At 60.3% G+C, this 17,423-nt stretch carries 16 protein-coding genes; 3 read left to right on the top strand and 13 right to left on the bottom strand.

Going from position 1 to position 17,423, the window contains the following annotated elements; translation table 11 throughout:
• Nucleotides 1-32: 32 nt before the first annotated feature.
• Entirely contained in the window at nucleotides 33-995 is a 963-nt protein-coding gene (gene uspE / locus C3F38_RS15275) for a universal stress protein UspE (protein ID WP_047730637.1), read from the bottom strand.
• A 126-nt stretch (nucleotides 996-1,121) separates the two neighbouring features.
• Nucleotides 1,122-1,886 (bottom strand): FNR family transcription factor, encoded by a 765-nt coding sequence (locus tag C3F38_RS15270; protein WP_004938278.1) that lies wholly within the window; start codon nucleotides 1,884-1,886, stop codon nucleotides 1,122-1,124.
• Between the two features lie 226 nt (nucleotides 1,887-2,112).
• Here C3F38_RS15270 and C3F38_RS15265 point away from each other — a divergent pair, with 226 nt between their 5' ends.
• Entirely contained in the window at nucleotides 2,113-2,331 is a 219-nt protein-coding gene (locus C3F38_RS15265) for a hypothetical protein (RefSeq protein WP_233211718.1), read from the top strand.
• On the opposite strand, the gene ogt is transcribed toward C3F38_RS15265, so the two are convergent.
• The 11 genes from ogt to C3F38_RS15210 form a co-directional block, all read right to left on the bottom strand.
• A complete protein-coding gene (gene ogt, locus C3F38_RS15260) occupies nucleotides 2,328-2,858 on the bottom strand; it encodes a methylated-DNA--[protein]-cysteine S-methyltransferase (RefSeq protein WP_047730638.1) in 531 nt (176 codons plus the stop codon). The genes C3F38_RS15265 and ogt overlap by 4 nt on opposite strands.
• Before the next feature lie 219 nt (nucleotides 2,859-3,077).
• On the bottom strand, nucleotides 3,078-3,389 hold the full coding sequence (locus C3F38_RS15255; RefSeq protein ID WP_055316982.1) for a hypothetical protein: 312 nt from the start codon (nucleotides 3,387-3,389) through the stop codon (nucleotides 3,078-3,080).
• Nucleotides 3,390-3,694: 305 nt separating this feature from the next.
• Complete coding sequence (locus C3F38_RS15250; protein WP_055313463.1) at nucleotides 3,695-4,549, bottom strand: tagatose bisphosphate family class II aldolase; 855 nt, start codon at nucleotides 4,547-4,549, stop codon at nucleotides 3,695-3,697.
• Nucleotides 4,550-4,558: 9 nt separating this feature from the next.
• Nucleotides 4,559-5,725, bottom strand: coding sequence for an SIS domain-containing protein (locus tag C3F38_RS15245; RefSeq protein WP_055316983.1), 1,167 nt, complete (start codon nucleotides 5,723-5,725; stop codon nucleotides 4,559-4,561).
• Nucleotides 5,726-5,750: 25 nt separating this feature from the next.
• Complete coding sequence (gene agaR / locus C3F38_RS15240) at nucleotides 5,751-6,521, bottom strand: transcriptional repressor AgaR (RefSeq protein WP_038880262.1); 771 nt, start codon at nucleotides 6,519-6,521, stop codon at nucleotides 5,751-5,753.
• A gap of 331 nt (nucleotides 6,522-6,852) precedes the next feature.
• Nucleotides 6,853-7,758, bottom strand: a complete 906-nt coding sequence (locus C3F38_RS15235; protein ID WP_055315532.1) for an ROK family protein — start codon at nucleotides 7,756-7,758, stop codon at nucleotides 6,853-6,855.
• A 17-nt stretch (nucleotides 7,759-7,775) separates the two neighbouring features.
• On the bottom strand, nucleotides 7,776-9,059 hold the full coding sequence (locus C3F38_RS15230; RefSeq protein WP_055316984.1) for a Gfo/Idh/MocA family protein: 1,284 nt from the start codon (nucleotides 9,057-9,059) through the stop codon (nucleotides 7,776-7,778).
• A 19-nt stretch (nucleotides 9,060-9,078) separates the two neighbouring features.
• Nucleotides 9,079-10,191 (bottom strand): ABC transporter ATP-binding protein, encoded by a 1,113-nt coding sequence (locus C3F38_RS15225; protein WP_038880257.1) that lies wholly within the window; start codon nucleotides 10,189-10,191, stop codon nucleotides 9,079-9,081.
• Between the two features lie 21 nt (nucleotides 10,192-10,212).
• The gene (locus C3F38_RS15220; RefSeq protein WP_004938251.1) at nucleotides 10,213-11,031 is read right to left on the bottom strand and encodes a carbohydrate ABC transporter permease; all 819 of its coding nucleotides are present in this window, start codon (nucleotides 11,029-11,031) and stop codon (nucleotides 10,213-10,215) included.
• 10 nt (nucleotides 11,032-11,041) lie between these two features.
• Nucleotides 11,042-11,983, bottom strand: coding sequence for a carbohydrate ABC transporter permease (locus tag C3F38_RS15215; protein WP_047730640.1), 942 nt, complete (start codon nucleotides 11,981-11,983; stop codon nucleotides 11,042-11,044).
• A gap of 78 nt (nucleotides 11,984-12,061) precedes the next feature.
• Nucleotides 12,062-13,315, bottom strand: a complete 1,254-nt coding sequence (locus C3F38_RS15210; protein WP_055316985.1) for a sugar ABC transporter substrate-binding protein — start codon at nucleotides 13,313-13,315, stop codon at nucleotides 12,062-12,064.
• A gap of 466 nt (nucleotides 13,316-13,781) precedes the next feature.
• Here C3F38_RS15210 and C3F38_RS15205 point away from each other — a divergent pair, with 466 nt between their 5' ends.
• Complete coding sequence (locus tag C3F38_RS15205; RefSeq protein ID WP_055316986.1) at nucleotides 13,782-15,452, top strand: DUF4091 domain-containing protein; 1,671 nt, start codon at nucleotides 13,782-13,784, stop codon at nucleotides 15,450-15,452.
• Nucleotides 15,453-15,607: 155 nt separating this feature from the next.
• Nucleotides 15,608-17,329 carry an ornithine lipid synthase OlsF gene (gene olsF / locus C3F38_RS15200; protein WP_038880245.1) on the top strand — a complete coding sequence of 574 codons (1,722 nt, stop codon included), beginning with the start codon at nucleotides 15,608-15,610 and terminating at the stop codon, nucleotides 17,327-17,329.
• Nucleotides 17,330-17,423 lie beyond the last annotated feature (94 nt).

The raw sequence follows: 17,423 nt of genomic DNA, 5'->3' as shown, positions 1-17,423 counted from the left end.
TTATTAGCGGCCCGTTTTTTTATGCGTGAAGGTTAATCTTCGTCGTCGTGCTCATCGTCTTCATCCGCCTCGATCGGGCAGTTGAAGTTCTCCGGCTTAATCACCAGCAGATCGCATTTCAGATGGTCGATCACATGTTCCGCGGTGTTGCCGATAAAGGCCGCTGAAATGCCGGTGCGGCCCAGGGTGCCCAGAACCACCACGCCGGCCTGCAGGTGTTCGGCCAGATCGGGGATCACCTCTTCCGGCAGGCCTTTTTCCACGTGGGTGAACTCTTCCTTAATGCAGAATTTCTGCCGCAGTGCCTTCATGGCGATCAGATGCTGGCCGCGGATGGCGTCGTTGTAGACGCTCGGATCGAAATCGGGCAGCTCGATGGCGATGTTGATCGGGGTAACGGGATAGGCGCCGACCAGGTGAACCTCGGTCTGGTTGACGTTCTGCGCCAGTTCGACGGTTTCTTGCACCAGTTTGATATTGAGCGGGTCGTGATAGGGTTCTTCGCTGGACAGGTTGACCGCCACCAGCGCTTTGCCGCCTTCCGGCCAGGGTTGGTCTTTTACCATCCACACCGGGCAAGGGCATTTGCGCAGCAGGTGCCAGTCGGTGGGGGTGAAGATCACCGACTCCAAGCGGTCGTGCTGGTGCGCCATTTTCAGCAGAAGATCATGCTGGCCGGAAAGCACTTCCTGAATGATGGCTTCGAAGGGGCGGTTATGCCAGACCACTTTGATTTCGATCGGCACGCCGTCGTTGAGATAGAAACGGCACTGCTCGTTGATCCAGGCGGCGCGTTGGCTGATCACACCTTGCCGCATCGCCGTTCTTTCGTCCGGAGAGAGCAGGGTCGTCATTTCGTAAGAGAAGTCATAAATGGGCAGGAAGGCTTTGATGCGCCCGCCGTTCCGTTTTACCAGGTACACGGCGCGGCGCAATGCCGGCTGATCGTCCTGATTGGGGTCAATAGCCACCAGAAGATTCTGATACTTCGCCATAGGGCCTCCTTACAGCTGAAATCAACAGTCTGTTAATTTACAGAGTAACCCAACATTGAAAAACAGAACAACAACAGAAGCGTGCCGGATCAACAATTTCGGTGAAATGTTGATCCGGCAGGGGAATCAGGCGTTGACGGTCACGTTGATGCGTGGCGTACCGGCCAGCACCGACAGGGCGTCGGCGTTTTCGATGGTGATGTATTTGCCTTTCACGCTGAGGATTTCGCTTTTCTGGAAGCGGCCCAGCAGGCGGCTGATGGTTTCCACCGTCAGACCGAGGTAGTTGCCGATGTCGCCGCGGGTCATGGTCAACCGGAACTCGCGCGGCGAGAAGCCACGCTCCGCGAAGCGGCGCGACAGGTTGTAAACGAACGCCGCCAGGCGCTCTTCGGCGTTTTTCTTCGACAGCAGCAGGATCATGTCCTGGTCGCCTTTGATCTCGCCGCTCATCAATCGCATGATCTGCTGACGCAGGTTAGGCATTTTGCCGGACAGATCGTCGAGGGTTTCGAATGGGATCTCGCACACCATCGAGGTTTCCAGCGCCTGAGCGAAACTTGGGTGCTTCAGACCGCCGATGGCGTCGAAGCCCACCAGATCACCCGCCAGATGGAAACCGGTGATTTGCTCGTCGCCTTGCTCGGTGATGGTGTAGCTTTTGATGGTCCCGGAACGGATCGCGTACAGCGACTTCAGCTCGTCGCCGGCCTTGAACAGGGTCTGGCCTTTCTGGATGGGCTTTTTCCTCTCGATAATGTTGTCGAGCTGGTCCAGCTCGTGGGCATTAAGGGTGAAAGGAATGCACAGCTGGCTGATGCTGCAGTCCTGGCAATGGATCGCACAACCACCAGACTGGATACGACGAATCACGCGTTTTTCCGGGATCATAGATTACGCTCATTCAATAATTGATATGAGTCAATTTTAACATCTTTTGCTGCAGCTGATAAGGGTGGCATTAGCATGAATAGGGGTATTGTGTGCGAATTTTGCGCACACATGCCGCCGATTATTCTGTATCGCGCTGAAGTCGCTAGATTTATTTGGCACTTATGCGCAACGTGCGGTCGCCATTCCGGCGGCATAGGGCAGGGCAATCGGCGCGGGCGGCGGGTTGCTGGTCGGCAGCGCGATGGCCAATAACTCGGCCTGGCGTAGCAGCGATGACCTGCAAGACCGCTACGATACCGTGTATACGCAGTGCATGTACGCCAAAGGTAACCAGGTGCCGGTGGCCTACGGTTATGGTGAGGCCACCTCATCGCCGGTGCCGCCGGACTACTATCCCGCCGCCCCGGTGGAGGGCGTCCCGCCGGACTATGTGCCGCGTTAGTGCGAGAGCAGATCCTGCGGCAGGTAACCTTCGTGCTGCAGCAGCCACTGCTTGCGCTGCACGCCGCCGGCATAGCCGGTCAGCGCGCCCTGCGAACCGATCACCCGGTGGCAGGGCACCACGATGCTGATCGGATTCGAACCGTTGGCCATGCCGACCGCGCGTGAGGCGGTTGGGCGGCCGATGCGTTGCGCCAGCTGGCCGTAGGTCAGGATCTCGCCGCAGGGGATTTGGCGCAGCTGTTGCCACACGGTGCGTTGGAACTCGGTGCCGGCGGTCATCACCGGCAGCCGATCGATAATGCTCAGCTCACCGGCGAAATAGCGTTGCATCGCGTCGGTCAGCCCGCTGGGATCGCGCTGCTCACGCAGGGTGAAGCGATCGGCGCGGTAGTGGGTATTCAGCAGCTTCATCAGGCGCGCTTCGTGATCGGTCCAGTCAATCGCCCGCAGGCGCCCCTGTTCATCGGCAATCAGCACCAGTTCTCCCACCGGCGTGGCGGTACGATCAATCAAAAAAGTCTGCATCTGGATCACTCCTCGGTTTGGTATGGCGATTATCGCATGAAAGCGGGGGAAGCGATGGCGGATTTCGGACATGCTGATGGGCAACCGCAGGGTTGCCCAAATAGCCGGCTCAGGGTAAGGCGGGGAGTCATTGCACGTTAAATTTATAAAATAAATTTATAAGTCATCAAGGCAGGTTGTGTCTTGTTTATTATTTCATCAGACATTAACGCTTTGGCGTTACTTATAGCTGATGGTCACGCGCTTTAAATAGGGATCGTTATTCACCATTTCGCTGGTGACGGCAGAGACTAATTCTTTTGGCATTTCTTTTAACGAAGAGGAAATATACCCGTTCTGATATTCCGTCACTTTACCGAAGCAGTTGGAGATAAGCTGTTCATCCTGATGTGTGATGGTGCAGGCCGGGGTGGTAATGGCGCCGGTGAAGCGCACGACGCCGGAGGCGACCGGGCTGCCGGAAAGCGGTTTTGCTTGCAGAGCGAAGGGCAGAATGACCAATGCGCTTAATACGGCTAAGTAATGGTTCATACGCTGTTCCTCTCAGAGTAAAAATGCTGCCAATTAAAAAACAAGCACGCTTGTTTTCATCAAATAAGCTATTTCGCCTGGCGAAATAAAAACGAATGGGCAAAAATCCTACTGCCTGCATCCAATGAATTTGATAATAGGGAGGTAGGGTGAGTAAAACCATGATTTGGATCATAGTGAAGGCCGGTTAATGGTTTCCGGCGCGGGCAGGGTAAAAGGCTGTGATCGTTCTCTCAGGAAAGCGGGAATGGCGGGGTGTTTTCGCCCCCGTGGTGTCGCCACTGAAACCGGGGGCGAGTGCGGGGTTACAGCATGCCGCTGCTGCCGCAGATGCGGATCTTTTCCGCCACCACTTCTTTCATCGCCAGCTTGCCGGGGACGATATATTTGCGCGGGTCGTTGGCATCCGGATGCTGTGAAAAGTAGCTTTTCACCGCATCGGCGAAGGCGATTTTCAGTTCGGTGGCGACGTTGACTTTGCAGACGCCGAGCGAGATCGCGCGTTTGACCATCGCTTCCGGAATGCCGGAGGCGCCGTGCAGCACCAGGGGCACGTCCACCTGTTCGCGGATCAACGCCAGGCGCTCGAAGTCCAGCTTCGGCTCGCCGTGATACAGGCCGTGGGCGGAACCGATCGCCACCGCCAGCGAATCGATGCCGGTGGCGGCGACGAACTCGCGTGCCGCCACCGGGTCGGTATAGAAACTGTCCGCCGTATCGACGATCAGATCGTCTTCCTGCCCACCCAGGCGGCCCAGTTCCGCTTCCACGCTGGCGCCATAGCGGTGGCACAAGGCGACCGCAGCAGCCACTTTGGCGATGTTCTGCTCGAACGGCAGATGGGAACCGTCGATCATCACCGAGCGGATGCCGCTTTTCACCTTGTGCTCGATGTCGTCCAGCTCCTCGTGATGATCCAGATGCAGCGCCAGCGGCAAATCGTAGTGGTGCGCGGCCGATTGGCAAATGCCGATCAGGTAGTCGGTGCCGGCGTAGCTGAAGGTGCCGGGCGTGCCGGCCATGATCACCGGCGAGCGCAGCTCGGCGGCGGTTTCCGCCACCACCTGCACGGTTTCCAGATTGTGGACATTAAACGCCGGGACGGCGTAACCCTGGCGCTGCGCCTTGAGCAGCATTTCTCTGTTGGCTATCAGATACATGGGATCTCCTTACAGCACGGGGGAAGGGAAACGGTAAATCGTCACGCCTTTCACCACCCGGTTAACCTCGCCGGTCGGGCAAGGGTTGTCTGGGGTCAGTCCCAGCGCCAGCGAACTCTCGAAGGCCAGCATCTGGGTGAACAGCAGATACGGGAACAGCAGCCAGATGTCGTCCGTGGCCTGGTGCATAGGCAGCAGGGCATCGCACGGTGTCCGGGGCTCGCCGGTCAAACCGACCAATTGCATCACCAACCCGTCGCGCTGCAGCTCGTTCCACAGATCGCGGTCATACTGGCGGGCGTAGTCGTCGTGGGAGAACATCACCACCACCAATGTTTGGCCGTCGATCATAAATTTCGGGCCGTGGCGCAGGCCGAGCGGCGAGTCGTAGCGCGTAACGATGCGCCCGGCGGTCAGCTCCAGCATCTTGAGCGAGGCCTCTTCCGCCAGGCCGGTAAAGCAGCTGCCGCCGAGGGTGATATAACGGCGGAAACCGCTGGCGGCCAGCGCCTTTACCTGTGGCTGCAGCGTTTCGCGCAGTGCGCGGCAGCGCTGCACCATGGCGTTCAGCGGCACCTGGGCGGCCTCAAGCGAAAGCGGGCCGAGCAGCAGCGCGGCGCTCAGCATCATGCAGCTGAAGCTGGAGGTCATGGCGAAGCTCTGATCGTTGGAGCCTTGCGGCATCACCAGCGAACAGACGTTGTCGCGCCGATGCGCATACTGCGCCAGCTTGCTGTCCGGGTTGCAGACCAGCATCAGGTGGTAGCTTTCCGGCAGCAGCTGGTCGGCCAGCTCCACCGTCGCCACGCTTTCCGGGCTGTTGCCCGAGCGGGCGAAGGAGACCAGCAGCGTCGGCCGCTCAGGATCGAGATACTGCCGCGGGTTGGCGACGATATCGGTGGTGCCGTAGGCCGCCACGTCGCGGCCGGTTCGTTCGCGCAGCCAGGGCGCCAGGGCGCGGCCGGCGAACGCCGAGCTGCCGGCGCCGCACAGCACGATTTGCAGCCGAGGATTGGCCAACAGCGGCGCCAGGAACGGCTGCCACTGCGCCTGTTGATCCTGCAGTTGCCGGTGCAGCGCCGCCCACAGATCCGGCTGCTGCCAAATCTCTGCGGCGGTGTGCCAGGCGTTGCGCTGCTTCAGCCAATCCGCCTCGTAAGAGAAATACGCGTTCATGATGACAACTCCTTAAAAGCCTCGGTTAACGGTCGGCGATAATCACGTCGATCCCTAAATGGTGCAGCGCCTGCAGATAGTGTTCCGGAATGCGGCTGTCGGTGACCAGGCGGTGGATCTGGCCGATTTCGCGGATCATGCAAAAGCTGGTGCGGCCGAATTTGCTGGCGTCGGCGATGGCGATCACTTCGCGAGCTACCTCGCACATCACGCGGTTCAGCTGCGCTTCGCCCGGATCCGGCGTGGTGATGCCGCCCGCCAGATCGAAACCGTCGACGCCGAGAAACAGCTTGTCGAACCGGTACTGGCGCAGCTGCTGTTCGGCGGCGGGGCCGTACAGCGACCAGGCCTTGCGGCGCACGCTGCCGCCGACCACCATCAGATCGATCTGCTCGTTGTTGGCCAGCTCGAAGGCGATGTTCAGCGCGTTGGTCATCACCACCAGATCCTTTTTCCCCGCCAGCTGCGGCGCCATCTGGCTGGTGGTGGAGCCGGAGTCGAGGATGACGGCGTCGCCGTCTTCAATCAGCGCCGCCGCCGCGCAGGCGATGGCGTGTTTTACGTCGCGGTTGATGCGGCCCTTGTCCTGCAGCGGGCGGTCGAAGGCGAACTGTTTGTTCAACATGGCGCCGCCGTAAGCGCGCACCGCGCAGCCGTGTTTTTCCAGCTGGCGCAGATCGCTGCGGATGGTGACGCTGGACACCGAAAACTGCTGGCTGAGCTGTTCCACGCGCACCGAGCCTTCGCGGCACAGCTGGTCGATAATTAATTCCCGGCGTTTTGCGGTATTGATCATTAACGCAGACTCCTGATTTACCTGTAGCCGTGCCCGACCGCGGCTTAATAAGCCGCAGCGATACCGACCGGAGCGCTTTCAGTTGTTCGTGACGAATTACAGCAAACGAAATACTGAAATGCAATCGATTAATTTTAAAATATCTATATCTATCAGTTGGTTATATTTAATTTTGCTTTCGGTTTAGCGGTAACCGAAAGCGGTATTAACACAAAGTGAAAACGGCAAATTCGTTATTTTTCAGTCGACAATTCTCGCGATGGCTTTATTCGGCCCTGCGGCGGCGAAAGCCGCAGCGAGCATTCGACAGCCGCCGGGCTTTCACTGTTTTTTATGCCGCCGCCTGTAATAGCGCCGCGCCACGCACGCCGCTGCTGTCACCGTGCACCGGCGGGAATACCGCTGCCGGTTCCGCGCCCGGCAGCAGCCAGTGCCGCATCGCCGTCGGCAGCAGCCGATACAGCTCGCCGACGTTCGACAACCCACCGCCCAACACGAAGGCGTCGACGTCCAGCAGCAGCTGCAAACCGGCCAGCGCGCTGGCCAGAATGTCGACGTAGACGGTCATCAGCCACTGTGCGAGCGTATCCCCCGCGCGATAGCTGGCGACCAGCGCCGGCACGTCGGCGGCCGGATGGGCAAGGTGGCGGCTCAGCGCCAGCAGCCCGCTGCCGGAGACGTAGCGTTCAAAGCAGCCGGTCAGCCCGCAGTTGCAGCCGAACAGCGGCAGATCGTAACGCTGCGCCAGCTGGGCGGAGATCGGCATATGGCCCCATTCGCCCGCCAGCCCGTTGCGCCCCTTGTGCAATTGCCGGTTCACCACCAGGCCACCGCCGGCGCCGGTGCCGATGATGGCGCCGAACACCAGCGGCAGATGGGCGGTTTGCGGCGTGCTGGCTTCCGACAGCGCGAAACAGCGGCAGTCGTTCTCGATGGCGATCGGCCGCGCCAGCGCCTGCGTCAAATCATCCGCCAGGCAATGCCCGGTCAGGCAGGGCACGTTGACCGCCAGCTGGCGGCGACTGACGGGATCGGTGATCCCCGGCAGGCCGATGCCGATGCTGCCGCGCGTATGCAGCTCGCGGTCCGCCTGCTCGACCAGCCCGGCGATGCAGGCCACGAACTCGCCATAATCGCCGGTTGGGGTGCGCACGCGCTGGAGCAGCACCTGATTGAGCCGGCGATCGTAAGCGGCCATTTCGATCTTGGTGCCGCCGATGTCGAAGCCGTAACGCATCTCTCTCGTGCTCATGGTCAGGCTCCGTTCAGGGCGATCACCGCCGCTTCGCGGCGCGCGCGTTCGGCGGCGAACACCATCAGGTGGCTCTCCAGCGCTTCCGCCGGGCCGGCCAGCACCTGGCTCGGATCGTTGGCGCGAATGGCCGCGATAAAGTGCTGCATCAGGTAGTAGTCACCGCCGCCGTGGCCGGCCATGGCGTGCAGATCCTGGCCGGCGTCGGTGTCGTAATGCGTTTCGCCGTCGTCGAGGAACGAGGTGATGCGGATATGGCGGCCGTCACCTTCCAGGCAGCCGCGGCTGCCGAAGATGCGGGTGTGGCGATCTTCGTGGCGGGTAAAGGCTGTCATGGTGAACGACGCGGTACGGCCGCCGGCGAACTGCATGTTGACCACCTGATGATCGACCACGTTATTGTCGCAGCGGTAAACGCAGCGGCCGTAGGGCCCGTCGCGCAGCGCCGCCCGCAGCGTCGTCTGGTCGGGTTCCGGCGTCAGCACGCGCAGAAAGCCGGGCGTGGCCTTGTGGTCGTCGCCCAGATAGATGCGTTTGGCGGAATAGGGGCAGGACGCCTCCACCGCGCAATCCAGGCAGTTGTCCGCCGCGCCGGCCGGTTGGTTTTCCCGGCGGAAGTGGCGCAGGTTGCCGAAGGAGCTGACCTGTTCGCAGGGCTGCTCCATCACGTAGCGGATCCAATCGATGTCGTGGCAGGATTTCTGCAGCAGCATAAAGGCGGCCTGCCGATCGTTGCGCCAGTTGCCGCGCACGAAGGAGTGCGCCTGATGCCAGTAGCCGACCGGCTCCAGGTGTTGCAGGCTGACGATGTCGCCGATCGCGCCGTCGCGCAGCAGCTGCTTGAGCTTTTGGGTATAGCGGGTGTAGCGCAGCACGTGGCCGACCGAGAAGATCAGCTTTTGGCGCACCACCTCGGCGACGATGGCGCGGCACTCGTCGGCGTCCGGCGACAGCGGCTTTTCCAGCAGCATGGCGTAGCCCTGGCGGGCGAAGGCCAGCGCCGGTTCCAGGTGCATCTGATCCTGAGTACAGATCAGCACCGCGTCGGCCAGCTTGCCGGCATCGGCGGCCTGGCGCCAGTCGGTGAAGACGTTTTCCGGCGCGATGGCGTGCTGTGCCACGAACTGCTCGCGGTAGGCGTCGCGCGGTTCCGCCACCGCCACCACCTGCATCAAATCGGGGTGCGCCAGCGCATAGCGCGAGTAGATTTCACCGCGCGCGCCGGCGCCGACTACCAGTACCCGCACCGGGCGCTGGGCAACGTTATTGGATTGTGTTGACGACATTGCTGATACTCCGCTGTTGTTATTTGAGGTTTTGGCCGCTGAGCTCGTCGAACAAATGTGCGCGCGTCAGATCGAATGCCAGATGAACGCTTTCGCCGAGGCGCGGCTCCCAGTCCGGCAGCGACGCCATGCGCAGCACGAAGCGCAGGTCGGCCAGTTCGCAGTGCAGCAGCTCCTCGTTGCCCATGCGCTCGATGGTGACGATCTGCGCCGGGAAGCAGTTGGCGCTGCCGGGCGCGCACAGCCGCAGGGATTCCGGCCGGATACCGAGGCATACCCGCGCATGCGGATAGTCCGCCAACTGCCGTTGCAGCGCCGGCGGCAGCTCGAGCGGGTGCTGCCGGCCGATGCGCAGCCGCACCGTTTGGCCGTCGCGCACGATCGCCAGATCGTGCAAATTCATCGACGGGCTGCCGATAAACTCGGCGACGAAACGGTTGGCGGGGTGGTGATACAGGTTGATCGGCTTATCCACCTGCATGATGGCGCCGCGGTTCATCACGCAAATGCGATCGCCCATGGTCATCGCCTCGACCTGATCGTGGGTGACGTACACCATGGTGGCGGCGGCGCCTTCCTGTTTCAGCTGATTGTGCAGTTCAATCAGCTGTACGCGCATCGACACCCGCAGCTTGGCGTCGAGGTTGGACAGCGGCTCATCGAACAGGAACACCTTGGGCTTGCGCACGATGGCGCGGCCGACCGCCACTCGCTGGCACTGGCCGCCGGAGAGCTGGCCCGGCTTGCGCTGCAGCAGGTTGGTGATCTCCAGCTTTTCCGCCGCGTCGCGCACCCGGCGGTCGATCTCGGCCTTGCTCTCTTTGCCGATCAGGCCGAACGCCATGTTCTTGTACACCGTCATGTGCGGATACAGCGCATAGTTCTGGAACACCATGGCGACGCCGCGATCCTTCGGCATGCTGTCGTTGACGCAGCGATCGTGGATCAGGATCTGCCCCTCGCTGACACTCTCCAGCCCGGCGATCATCCTCAGCAGGGTGGATTTGGCGCAGCCGGACGGGCCGACGAACACCATAAATTCCCCGTCCTCAATGTCCAAATTGACGCCGTGCAGCGCGTGGAAACCGTTGGGGTAGACTTTTTTAACGCTGTTTAACTGAATTCCGGCCATGTCATTTACCTTATCTGCGCGTTAGCCTTTCACCCCGGCGCTGGCGATGCCCTGGATGAAATAGCGTTGGAAAATAATGAACAGCATCAGCATCGGGATCACCGCCATCAGCGCCCCGGCCATCAGCAACGGGTATTCCACCCCGGCGCGGCTGGAGAGCGAGGCGAGGCCAACCGGCAGCGTCAGCTTCTCGGTGGTGGTATTGACGATCAGCGGCCACATCAGGTTGTTCCAGCTCCACAGGCCGTTGATGATGACGCAGGCGATAATGCCCGGCCGGATCAGCGGCAGCATGATGCGCCAGAAGATGGCGAAGTAGCTGTAGCCGTCGATCAAGGCCGCTTCTTCCATTTCCTTCGGCACCGCCAGAAAGAACTGGCGCAGCAGGAAGGTGGCGTAGACGCTGAAAATGCCCGGCAGCACCAACCCGGTGATGCTGTTGACCAGCCCCAGCTTCTGTACCACCAGAAATTGCGGGATCAGAAACGCCTGGCCGGGCACCATCAGGATCGACACGCACACCAGGAACACCGCGTCGCGGCCGCGAAAATGCAGGCGCGAGAAACCATAGGCAGCCAGGGTGGCGATCGCCATCTGCAGGGTGACGGTGAAGAAGGTCGCCAGCAGCGAGTTGAGATAAAAACCGGCGAACGGGATTTCGTGCATCACCCGGCCGTAGGCCTGCAGGCTGGGGTGCGCCGGCAGCAGCGTTAGCGGGATCTGGATGCTTTCGGCCTGGGTTTTCAACGAGGTCACCAGCATCCAGATAAAGGGCACGACCGAGGCCAGCGCCGCCAGCCCCATAAACAGGTACACCAGCGTTTTCTTGCTTGCGTTCATGTGCAGCTCCTCAGCTGACTTTCAGGCGCTTGCCGATCGCCATTTGAATCAGGGTGATCACCAGCGTGACGGCGAACAGCACCACGGTGATGGCGGAGGCGTAGCCTTTTTCCTGCAGGTAAAACGCGTACTTGTAGAACAGGTTGGTGACGGTCATCACGTCGTTTTCCACCAGCGCGCGGTCGAACATCAGGAACACCACGTCGAAGATTTGCAGGATCTCGATAAAGCTCATCACCGACACGAAGAACAGCGTCGGCACCATCATCGGCAGCGTGATGCAGAAGAAGCGCCGCAGGGTGCCGATGCCGTCGATATCCGCCGCCTCGTACAGCTGGCGTGGAATGCTCTGCAGCCCGGCCAGCAAAATGATGATCTTCAGCGCCAGCGACGACCAGATGATGATGATGGACACGCTGATGCGCACCACGTCCGGATCGGACAGCCAGGCGACCGGCGCAATGTGCAGCAGGCCCAGCGCCTGGTTGATCAGGCCGAAATCCTTGTTGAACAGCCATTGCCACACCATGGCCACCGCCGCGGGCATGGTGACCGCCGGCAGGAACAGCAGGGTGCGCAGCAGGCCTTTGCCACGGATGTTCTGGTTGAGGCCGATCGCCAACAGCAGCGACAGGCTCAGGCTGATCGGTACGCACACCACCACGTAGAACAGGGTGTTGGCGGCGGCGGTGTAGAAGTCGTCGTCTTCGAACAGGTTGAGATAGTTATCGACGCTGATGCTGCTCCAGCGCATGAACTGGTTCAGATCGGTAAAGCTGTAAAAAATGTTCTGCAAAAAGGGGATCAGGTAAAACACCGTCACCCCCAACAACAGCGGCAGGATCATCACCCAGCCCCAGAAGCGTTCGGCGCGTTCGAGCCGATTGAGCGCGGGGCGGGCGGTGCGCCGGGATGATTTCAGGGTGACCGTAGCCGTTTCTGCCAGCGACATGTTGCCATTCCTCACCTATCACTTTCAGCGTGGGTCCACCGCGGCGCACACTCGGGGTAGCGCGCCGCGGCGGGGCGATTACTGCTCCATGACGCGCGCGATCTTCTTGACCGACTTGTCCATTTCCTGCTTGGCGTCCGCGCCCATAAAGATTTTCTTCAGGCTGGCGATCCACATGTTCTGCCATTTCGGCGTATTGGTGCCGGCGGTGGGGTAAGCCTGGGTCACTTCAAGGGTCTGGATATAAGGCGAGACGTCGACTTTCTGGATCTGCTGCGCCCAGACCTTGGCCGCCGTCTTGTTGGCCGGGATCACCACCTTGGCCAGCTCCGCCTGCGAGGCTTCGCTGCTCATGAAGGCGATATATTTCCAGGCGGCCTGCTTGTGGGCGCTTTTGGCCGACATGGCGAAGGCCAGGCTGTGCGCTACACCGGACTGGCGTTCAATTTTCGGCATCATCACCACGCCGATGTGATCGTTGATCAGCGGGTTGTTGGCGAACGGCGCCGCCAGCCAGGAACCGGCATAGACCATCGCGGCGCGGTTGGACTGGAAGATGTTCTCGGTTTTGACTTCGCTCATTTGCTGGGCGCTCGGCATCAGGCCGTCTTTCATCATGCCCTGCAGCTGCTGGTAGACCCAGATGGATTTGTCGTTGGCGATGTCGGTGGGTTGGCCGTCTTTCGGCACGATATGATTGCCGTTTTGGAACAGCAGGTTCATATAGCTGTCCTGGCCGTCGATGCTGAGATCCATCACCAGCGGGAAGGCGGCGTCTTTCAGCCCGCTTTTCAGGGCGGTGGCTTTGTGTTTCAGATCGTCCCAGCTCCAGTCGCTGGTGGGGTAGCTGACGCCGGCCTGATCGAACAGTTTTTTGTTGTACCACACGGCGATGGAGTCGACGTCGCGCGGAATGGCCATCTGTTGGCCGTCGTACTGGTAGGCTTTCACCGAACTGGCGACCACGTCATCCAGCTTAAGGCCGCTGTCCTTAATATAAGGCGCCAGCGGCTCCATAATGCCGTTTTTGGCATATTGCACAAAATAAGGCATATTGATCCAGAATATATCCGGCGCCACGCCGCCGGCGGCAGCGGAATCCAATTTAACGAAATATTGCGCAGAGGGCGTTAATTCTATTTCTATTTTTATATCCGGATTGGCCTGTTCAAAGCGTTTGGCGATCTCCTGTTCGGCAGGTAATTGGTTTCTGTCCCAAACGGCATAGCGCAATGTTATTTTATCTGCGGCGTGGAGCAGGGTGGGTAATAATAATGCGCTGGCAAGAATAGAGTGCACCAGCAGGCGTCCGGTATTTTTTATCGGTGACATTGCTTTCCCCTCGGTGAGCGACGAATAACGTTTTTCGCAACGTAAATTCTTTCTATCCCTTAACTTTCAATGTGTCAATACACCCCCGGACGCCCAAAAATGGGGCGCTAATGTTTCATTGTTGTTAAAATCGAAAGGCTTTCACGGCCAAGTGAAAGGTGGATTAATTCACATTTTGTTAACCTTCCAATGGGTTTTCTCCCTGCTGTCGCGGCATTTAGCGGCCCTCGCAGGCATAGGAATAACTGATAACCCTTGCACCATAATGGGGATTAAAAACATTTTTATTGTGCAAGCATCAGCTTCTTTCATTTTTGTGATGCAAATAAACAAAAAAATCGGGTTGCGGCAGTCAAAGAAGGGCATGGGAACGATTTTTATTACCGGCTATTGTCTGTGGCGATAAAAGGCGCTAGCCTGAATTTTCACCGTGTTTATTCATTAAAAATAAAGAGAGTCGAACATCATGCGCCTGTCTCTGGTATTTACTCATTGCCTGGAGAAAGTATTTCATCGCCACAGTGTGCCACCTATTTCCGTGGAAGAACGGCTGAGCGGGTTAAATAACGAGGTGCTTTCCTGGCAGGCGGTGTACTGTTTGCAAACGTCGGGCAACGAAACCCGCCATGAGCTGTGTTATCAACTCGACGGGCCGCTGGCGGAGTATATCAGCGTGCGCCAGGTGCAATCGGTGCCGAGCGGTTTTCCCTGTTATCGCGAGACCGACGAGAATTACCTGACGACCGAGCCGGGCTTATTTCCCGATCCGCTGATGCCGCTGCCGCAACGGCGTTTTTTCGCCGCCTGCCGCTATTATGGCAGCCTGTGGCTGACCCTGACGCCACCGGCCGACGCGCAACTGGCCGGCGACTTTCCGTTGACCCTGCGGCTGCTGGATGCCCAGAGCGGCGAGGCGCTGGCCGAGGCCAGGCTGACGCTGCATCTGGTGCCGGCGGCGTTGCCGCCGCAAACGCTGTTGCACACCGAGTGGCTGCACACCGACTGCCTGGCGGATTACTACCGTCTGGCGGTGTTCAGCCCGGATTACTGGCGCGCAGTGCGCCACTTTGTGCGCTGCGCGGTGCATGCCGGGGTTAATATGCTGCTGACGCCGCTGTTTACGCCGCCGCTGGATACCGCCGTCGGCGGCGAACGTACCACGGTGCAGCTGGTGAGGGTGACGCGTTCGGCGCAGGGGTATGGCTTCGATTTCAGCCGCCTGGCGCAGTGGGTGGCGCTGGCGCAGGAAGAGGGCATAGAGCACTTCGAAATCGCGCCGCTGTTTACCCAATGGGGCGCGGCGCATGCGCCGAAGATCGTGGTGGAGGAGCAGGGCGAGGCGCGACCGCTTTTCGGCTGGCACACCGATGCGCAGGGCGAACCGTATCAGCGTTTCCTGCAGGCGCTGCTGCCCGAATTGACCGCCTGGTTCCGCGAGCGGGGGCTGGAACGGCAGGTGTGGTTCCATGTTTCCGATGAGCCGACGCTGGACAACCTGGCGGCCTACCGGCGCGCCGCCGCCGCGCTGCGGCCGTTGCTGGACGGCTTCCGCACCTTCGACGCGCTGTCGGATTTCGCTTTCTATCAGCAAGGCCTGGTGGAAACCCCGGTCGCCGCGACCGATCATATCGATCCCTTTATCGAGCACCGGGTGCCCGGCCTGTGGGCCTATTACTGCTGCGTGCAGAAGACCGAGGTCGCCAATCGGTTCTTCGCCCAGCCTTCGGCGCGCAACCGCATATTGGGCGTGCAGCTGTATCTGTATCGCATCGCCGGCTTCCTGCATTGGGGATTCAACTTCTATAACAGCGCCCATTCGCGCGAGCGCATCAATCCGTACGCGGTGACCGACAGCGGCCATGCGTTTCCCTCCGGCGATCCGTTCGTGGTCTATCCGGGCGAGGATCTGCAGCCGGTGGAGTCGCTGCGCCTGCGGGTGCTGCACCAGGGGCTGCAGGATATGCGCGCGCTGCAGCTGCTGGAGAGTCTGACCGACCGGGCGACGGTGGAGGCGCTGATCGAACGCGAGCTGGGCATGCGCATCACCTTCAAGCGTTATCCGCACCAGGCCGGGCCGCTGCTGCGCCTGCGAGAAGCGGTGAACCGCCGCATCGAAGCGTTGCTGGCGCCGATGTGAGGGGCAATGGGGGCGAAAATGCGTCTTTCGCTCCCGAATCGCCATTACTTTGCTATACCTGATAGTCGATGGATTCATTTTATTGTCATGTAACTGACACGTCAGAGTCACGGCTCTGGCTTAAGTTTGCAGCGACTACGTCAGGAGATAACGCGATGTTCAGCCTGGATTCTCTGTTGCAAGATGCATTTCCACACCGCAATACCCCTGCCTGGCAGCGCAGCCTGCTAAGAACCCTTCTCTTCGAAAAAGAATTCAAACAGTTCGCCGCCGACTATCCCCACCTGAAAGGGCTCGATCTGATCGAGCAGGTGGTGGACTACTTCAACCTCAGCTGCGAGCTGGTGGACGGCGATCTGGAAAACATTCCGAGCCAGGGGCCGGTGGTGCTCGTGGCCAATCACCCGATCGGCTCGCTCGACGGCCTGGTGCTGCTGCGTGCCGTCGCGGCGGTGCGCCCGGATGTGAAAGTGGTGGCCAGCCAGCTGCTGACCTACATCGAACCGCTGCGCAACCTGTTCGTGCCGGTGGATAACGTCGCTTATAAAACCAGCCGCAAGCAGATTGAAGGCATGCAGCAGCAGCTGGACAATCAGGGCGCGCTGATCCTGTTCCCGGCCGGCGAAGTGTCGCGCATGAGCCCGAAGGGCATCCGCGACGGCCACTGGCATACCGGCTTTCTGCGCCTGGCCGCCAAGGCGCGCGCGCCGATCGTGCCGATCCACATCAGCGCGCGCAACAGCAACCTGTTCTACTTTACTTCGCTGATCTACCGGCCGCTGTCGACGCTGCTGCTGGTGCGCGAAATGTTCCAGCAGCGGGGCGGGCGCATCAAGATCCGCATCGGCGGCCGCGTGCCGTTCGCCAACTGGCATGACGGTCACACCAGCGCCAAGGATCTGGCGGAGCGTTTTCGCCGCCATGTGTATCGCCTGGGCCAGAGCAAACCGGGGCTGTTCGCCAGCGAATCGCCGATCGCGCTGCCGGAAGAGCGTTTGGAGCTGAAAAAGGCGCTGGCGAACTGCGAACGGTTGGGGGTGACGCCGGACGGTAAAACCATCTACCTCTACCGCCGCCACGACGAAGCACGCACGCCGATCCTGCGCGAACTGGGTCGCCTGCGCGAGATCGCCTTCCGTGCGGTAGGGGAAGGCTCCGGCCGCCGCCGCGATCTGGACAGCTACGACGACGACTATTATCACCTGGTGCTGTGGGATGAGGAGGAGCTGGAGATCGTCGGCGCCTATCGCTTTATCCCTACCGCCGAACAAATCGAACGCAAAGGGCTGGAAAGCATCTACAGCAACAGCCTGTTCCACTACGACCGCGATATGGAACCGATCCTGGCGCAGGGCATCGAGCTGGGGCGCAGCTTCATTCAGCCCGCCTATTGGGGCAAACGCGGGCTGGACTATTTGTGGCTGGGCATCGGCGCCTACCTGTCGAAATACCCGCAGTACCGTTATCTGTTCGGCCCGGTGTCGATCTCCGGCGGCATGCCGTTGGCGGCGCGCGATCTGCTGATCGCCTTCTATCGGCTCTACTTCTCGCCGGACCATGCCTTCGCGCAGTCGCGCCGGCCTTATCCGGCGTCGCTGCCGCAGGTGCTGGCGCAGTTTGCCGGGGATAACTACCAGGAAGATCTGGTGCGGCTGAAGAGCCTGCTCAGCAACATAGGCTGTTCGATTCCGACGCTGTACAAACAGTACACCGAGCTGTGCGAGCCGGGCGGGGTGCAGTTTATCGACTTCGGCACCGATCCGGCGTTCAACAACTGCATCGACGGGCTGGTGCTGGTGGACACCACGCGGCTCAAGCCGTCGCGCTATCAACGTTATATTGCGGTGCATCAGCCGCAGCCAGCCGAGACGGCATGATTGTAGTCTGACTCATGCCTTTTTGATCTAAGCACGACCTTGGGGCCGGTGACGGGATAGCGCTACGATAAACGTTTCGCTTTCCACCGCCGGA

Origin of the sequence: Serratia sp. SSNIH1, assembly GCF_002935055.1 — a bacterium.
Lineage (GTDB): Bacteria > Pseudomonadota > Gammaproteobacteria > Enterobacterales > Enterobacteriaceae > Serratia > Serratia nevei.
This window is presented reverse-complemented; position numbering and strand designations above follow the sequence as displayed.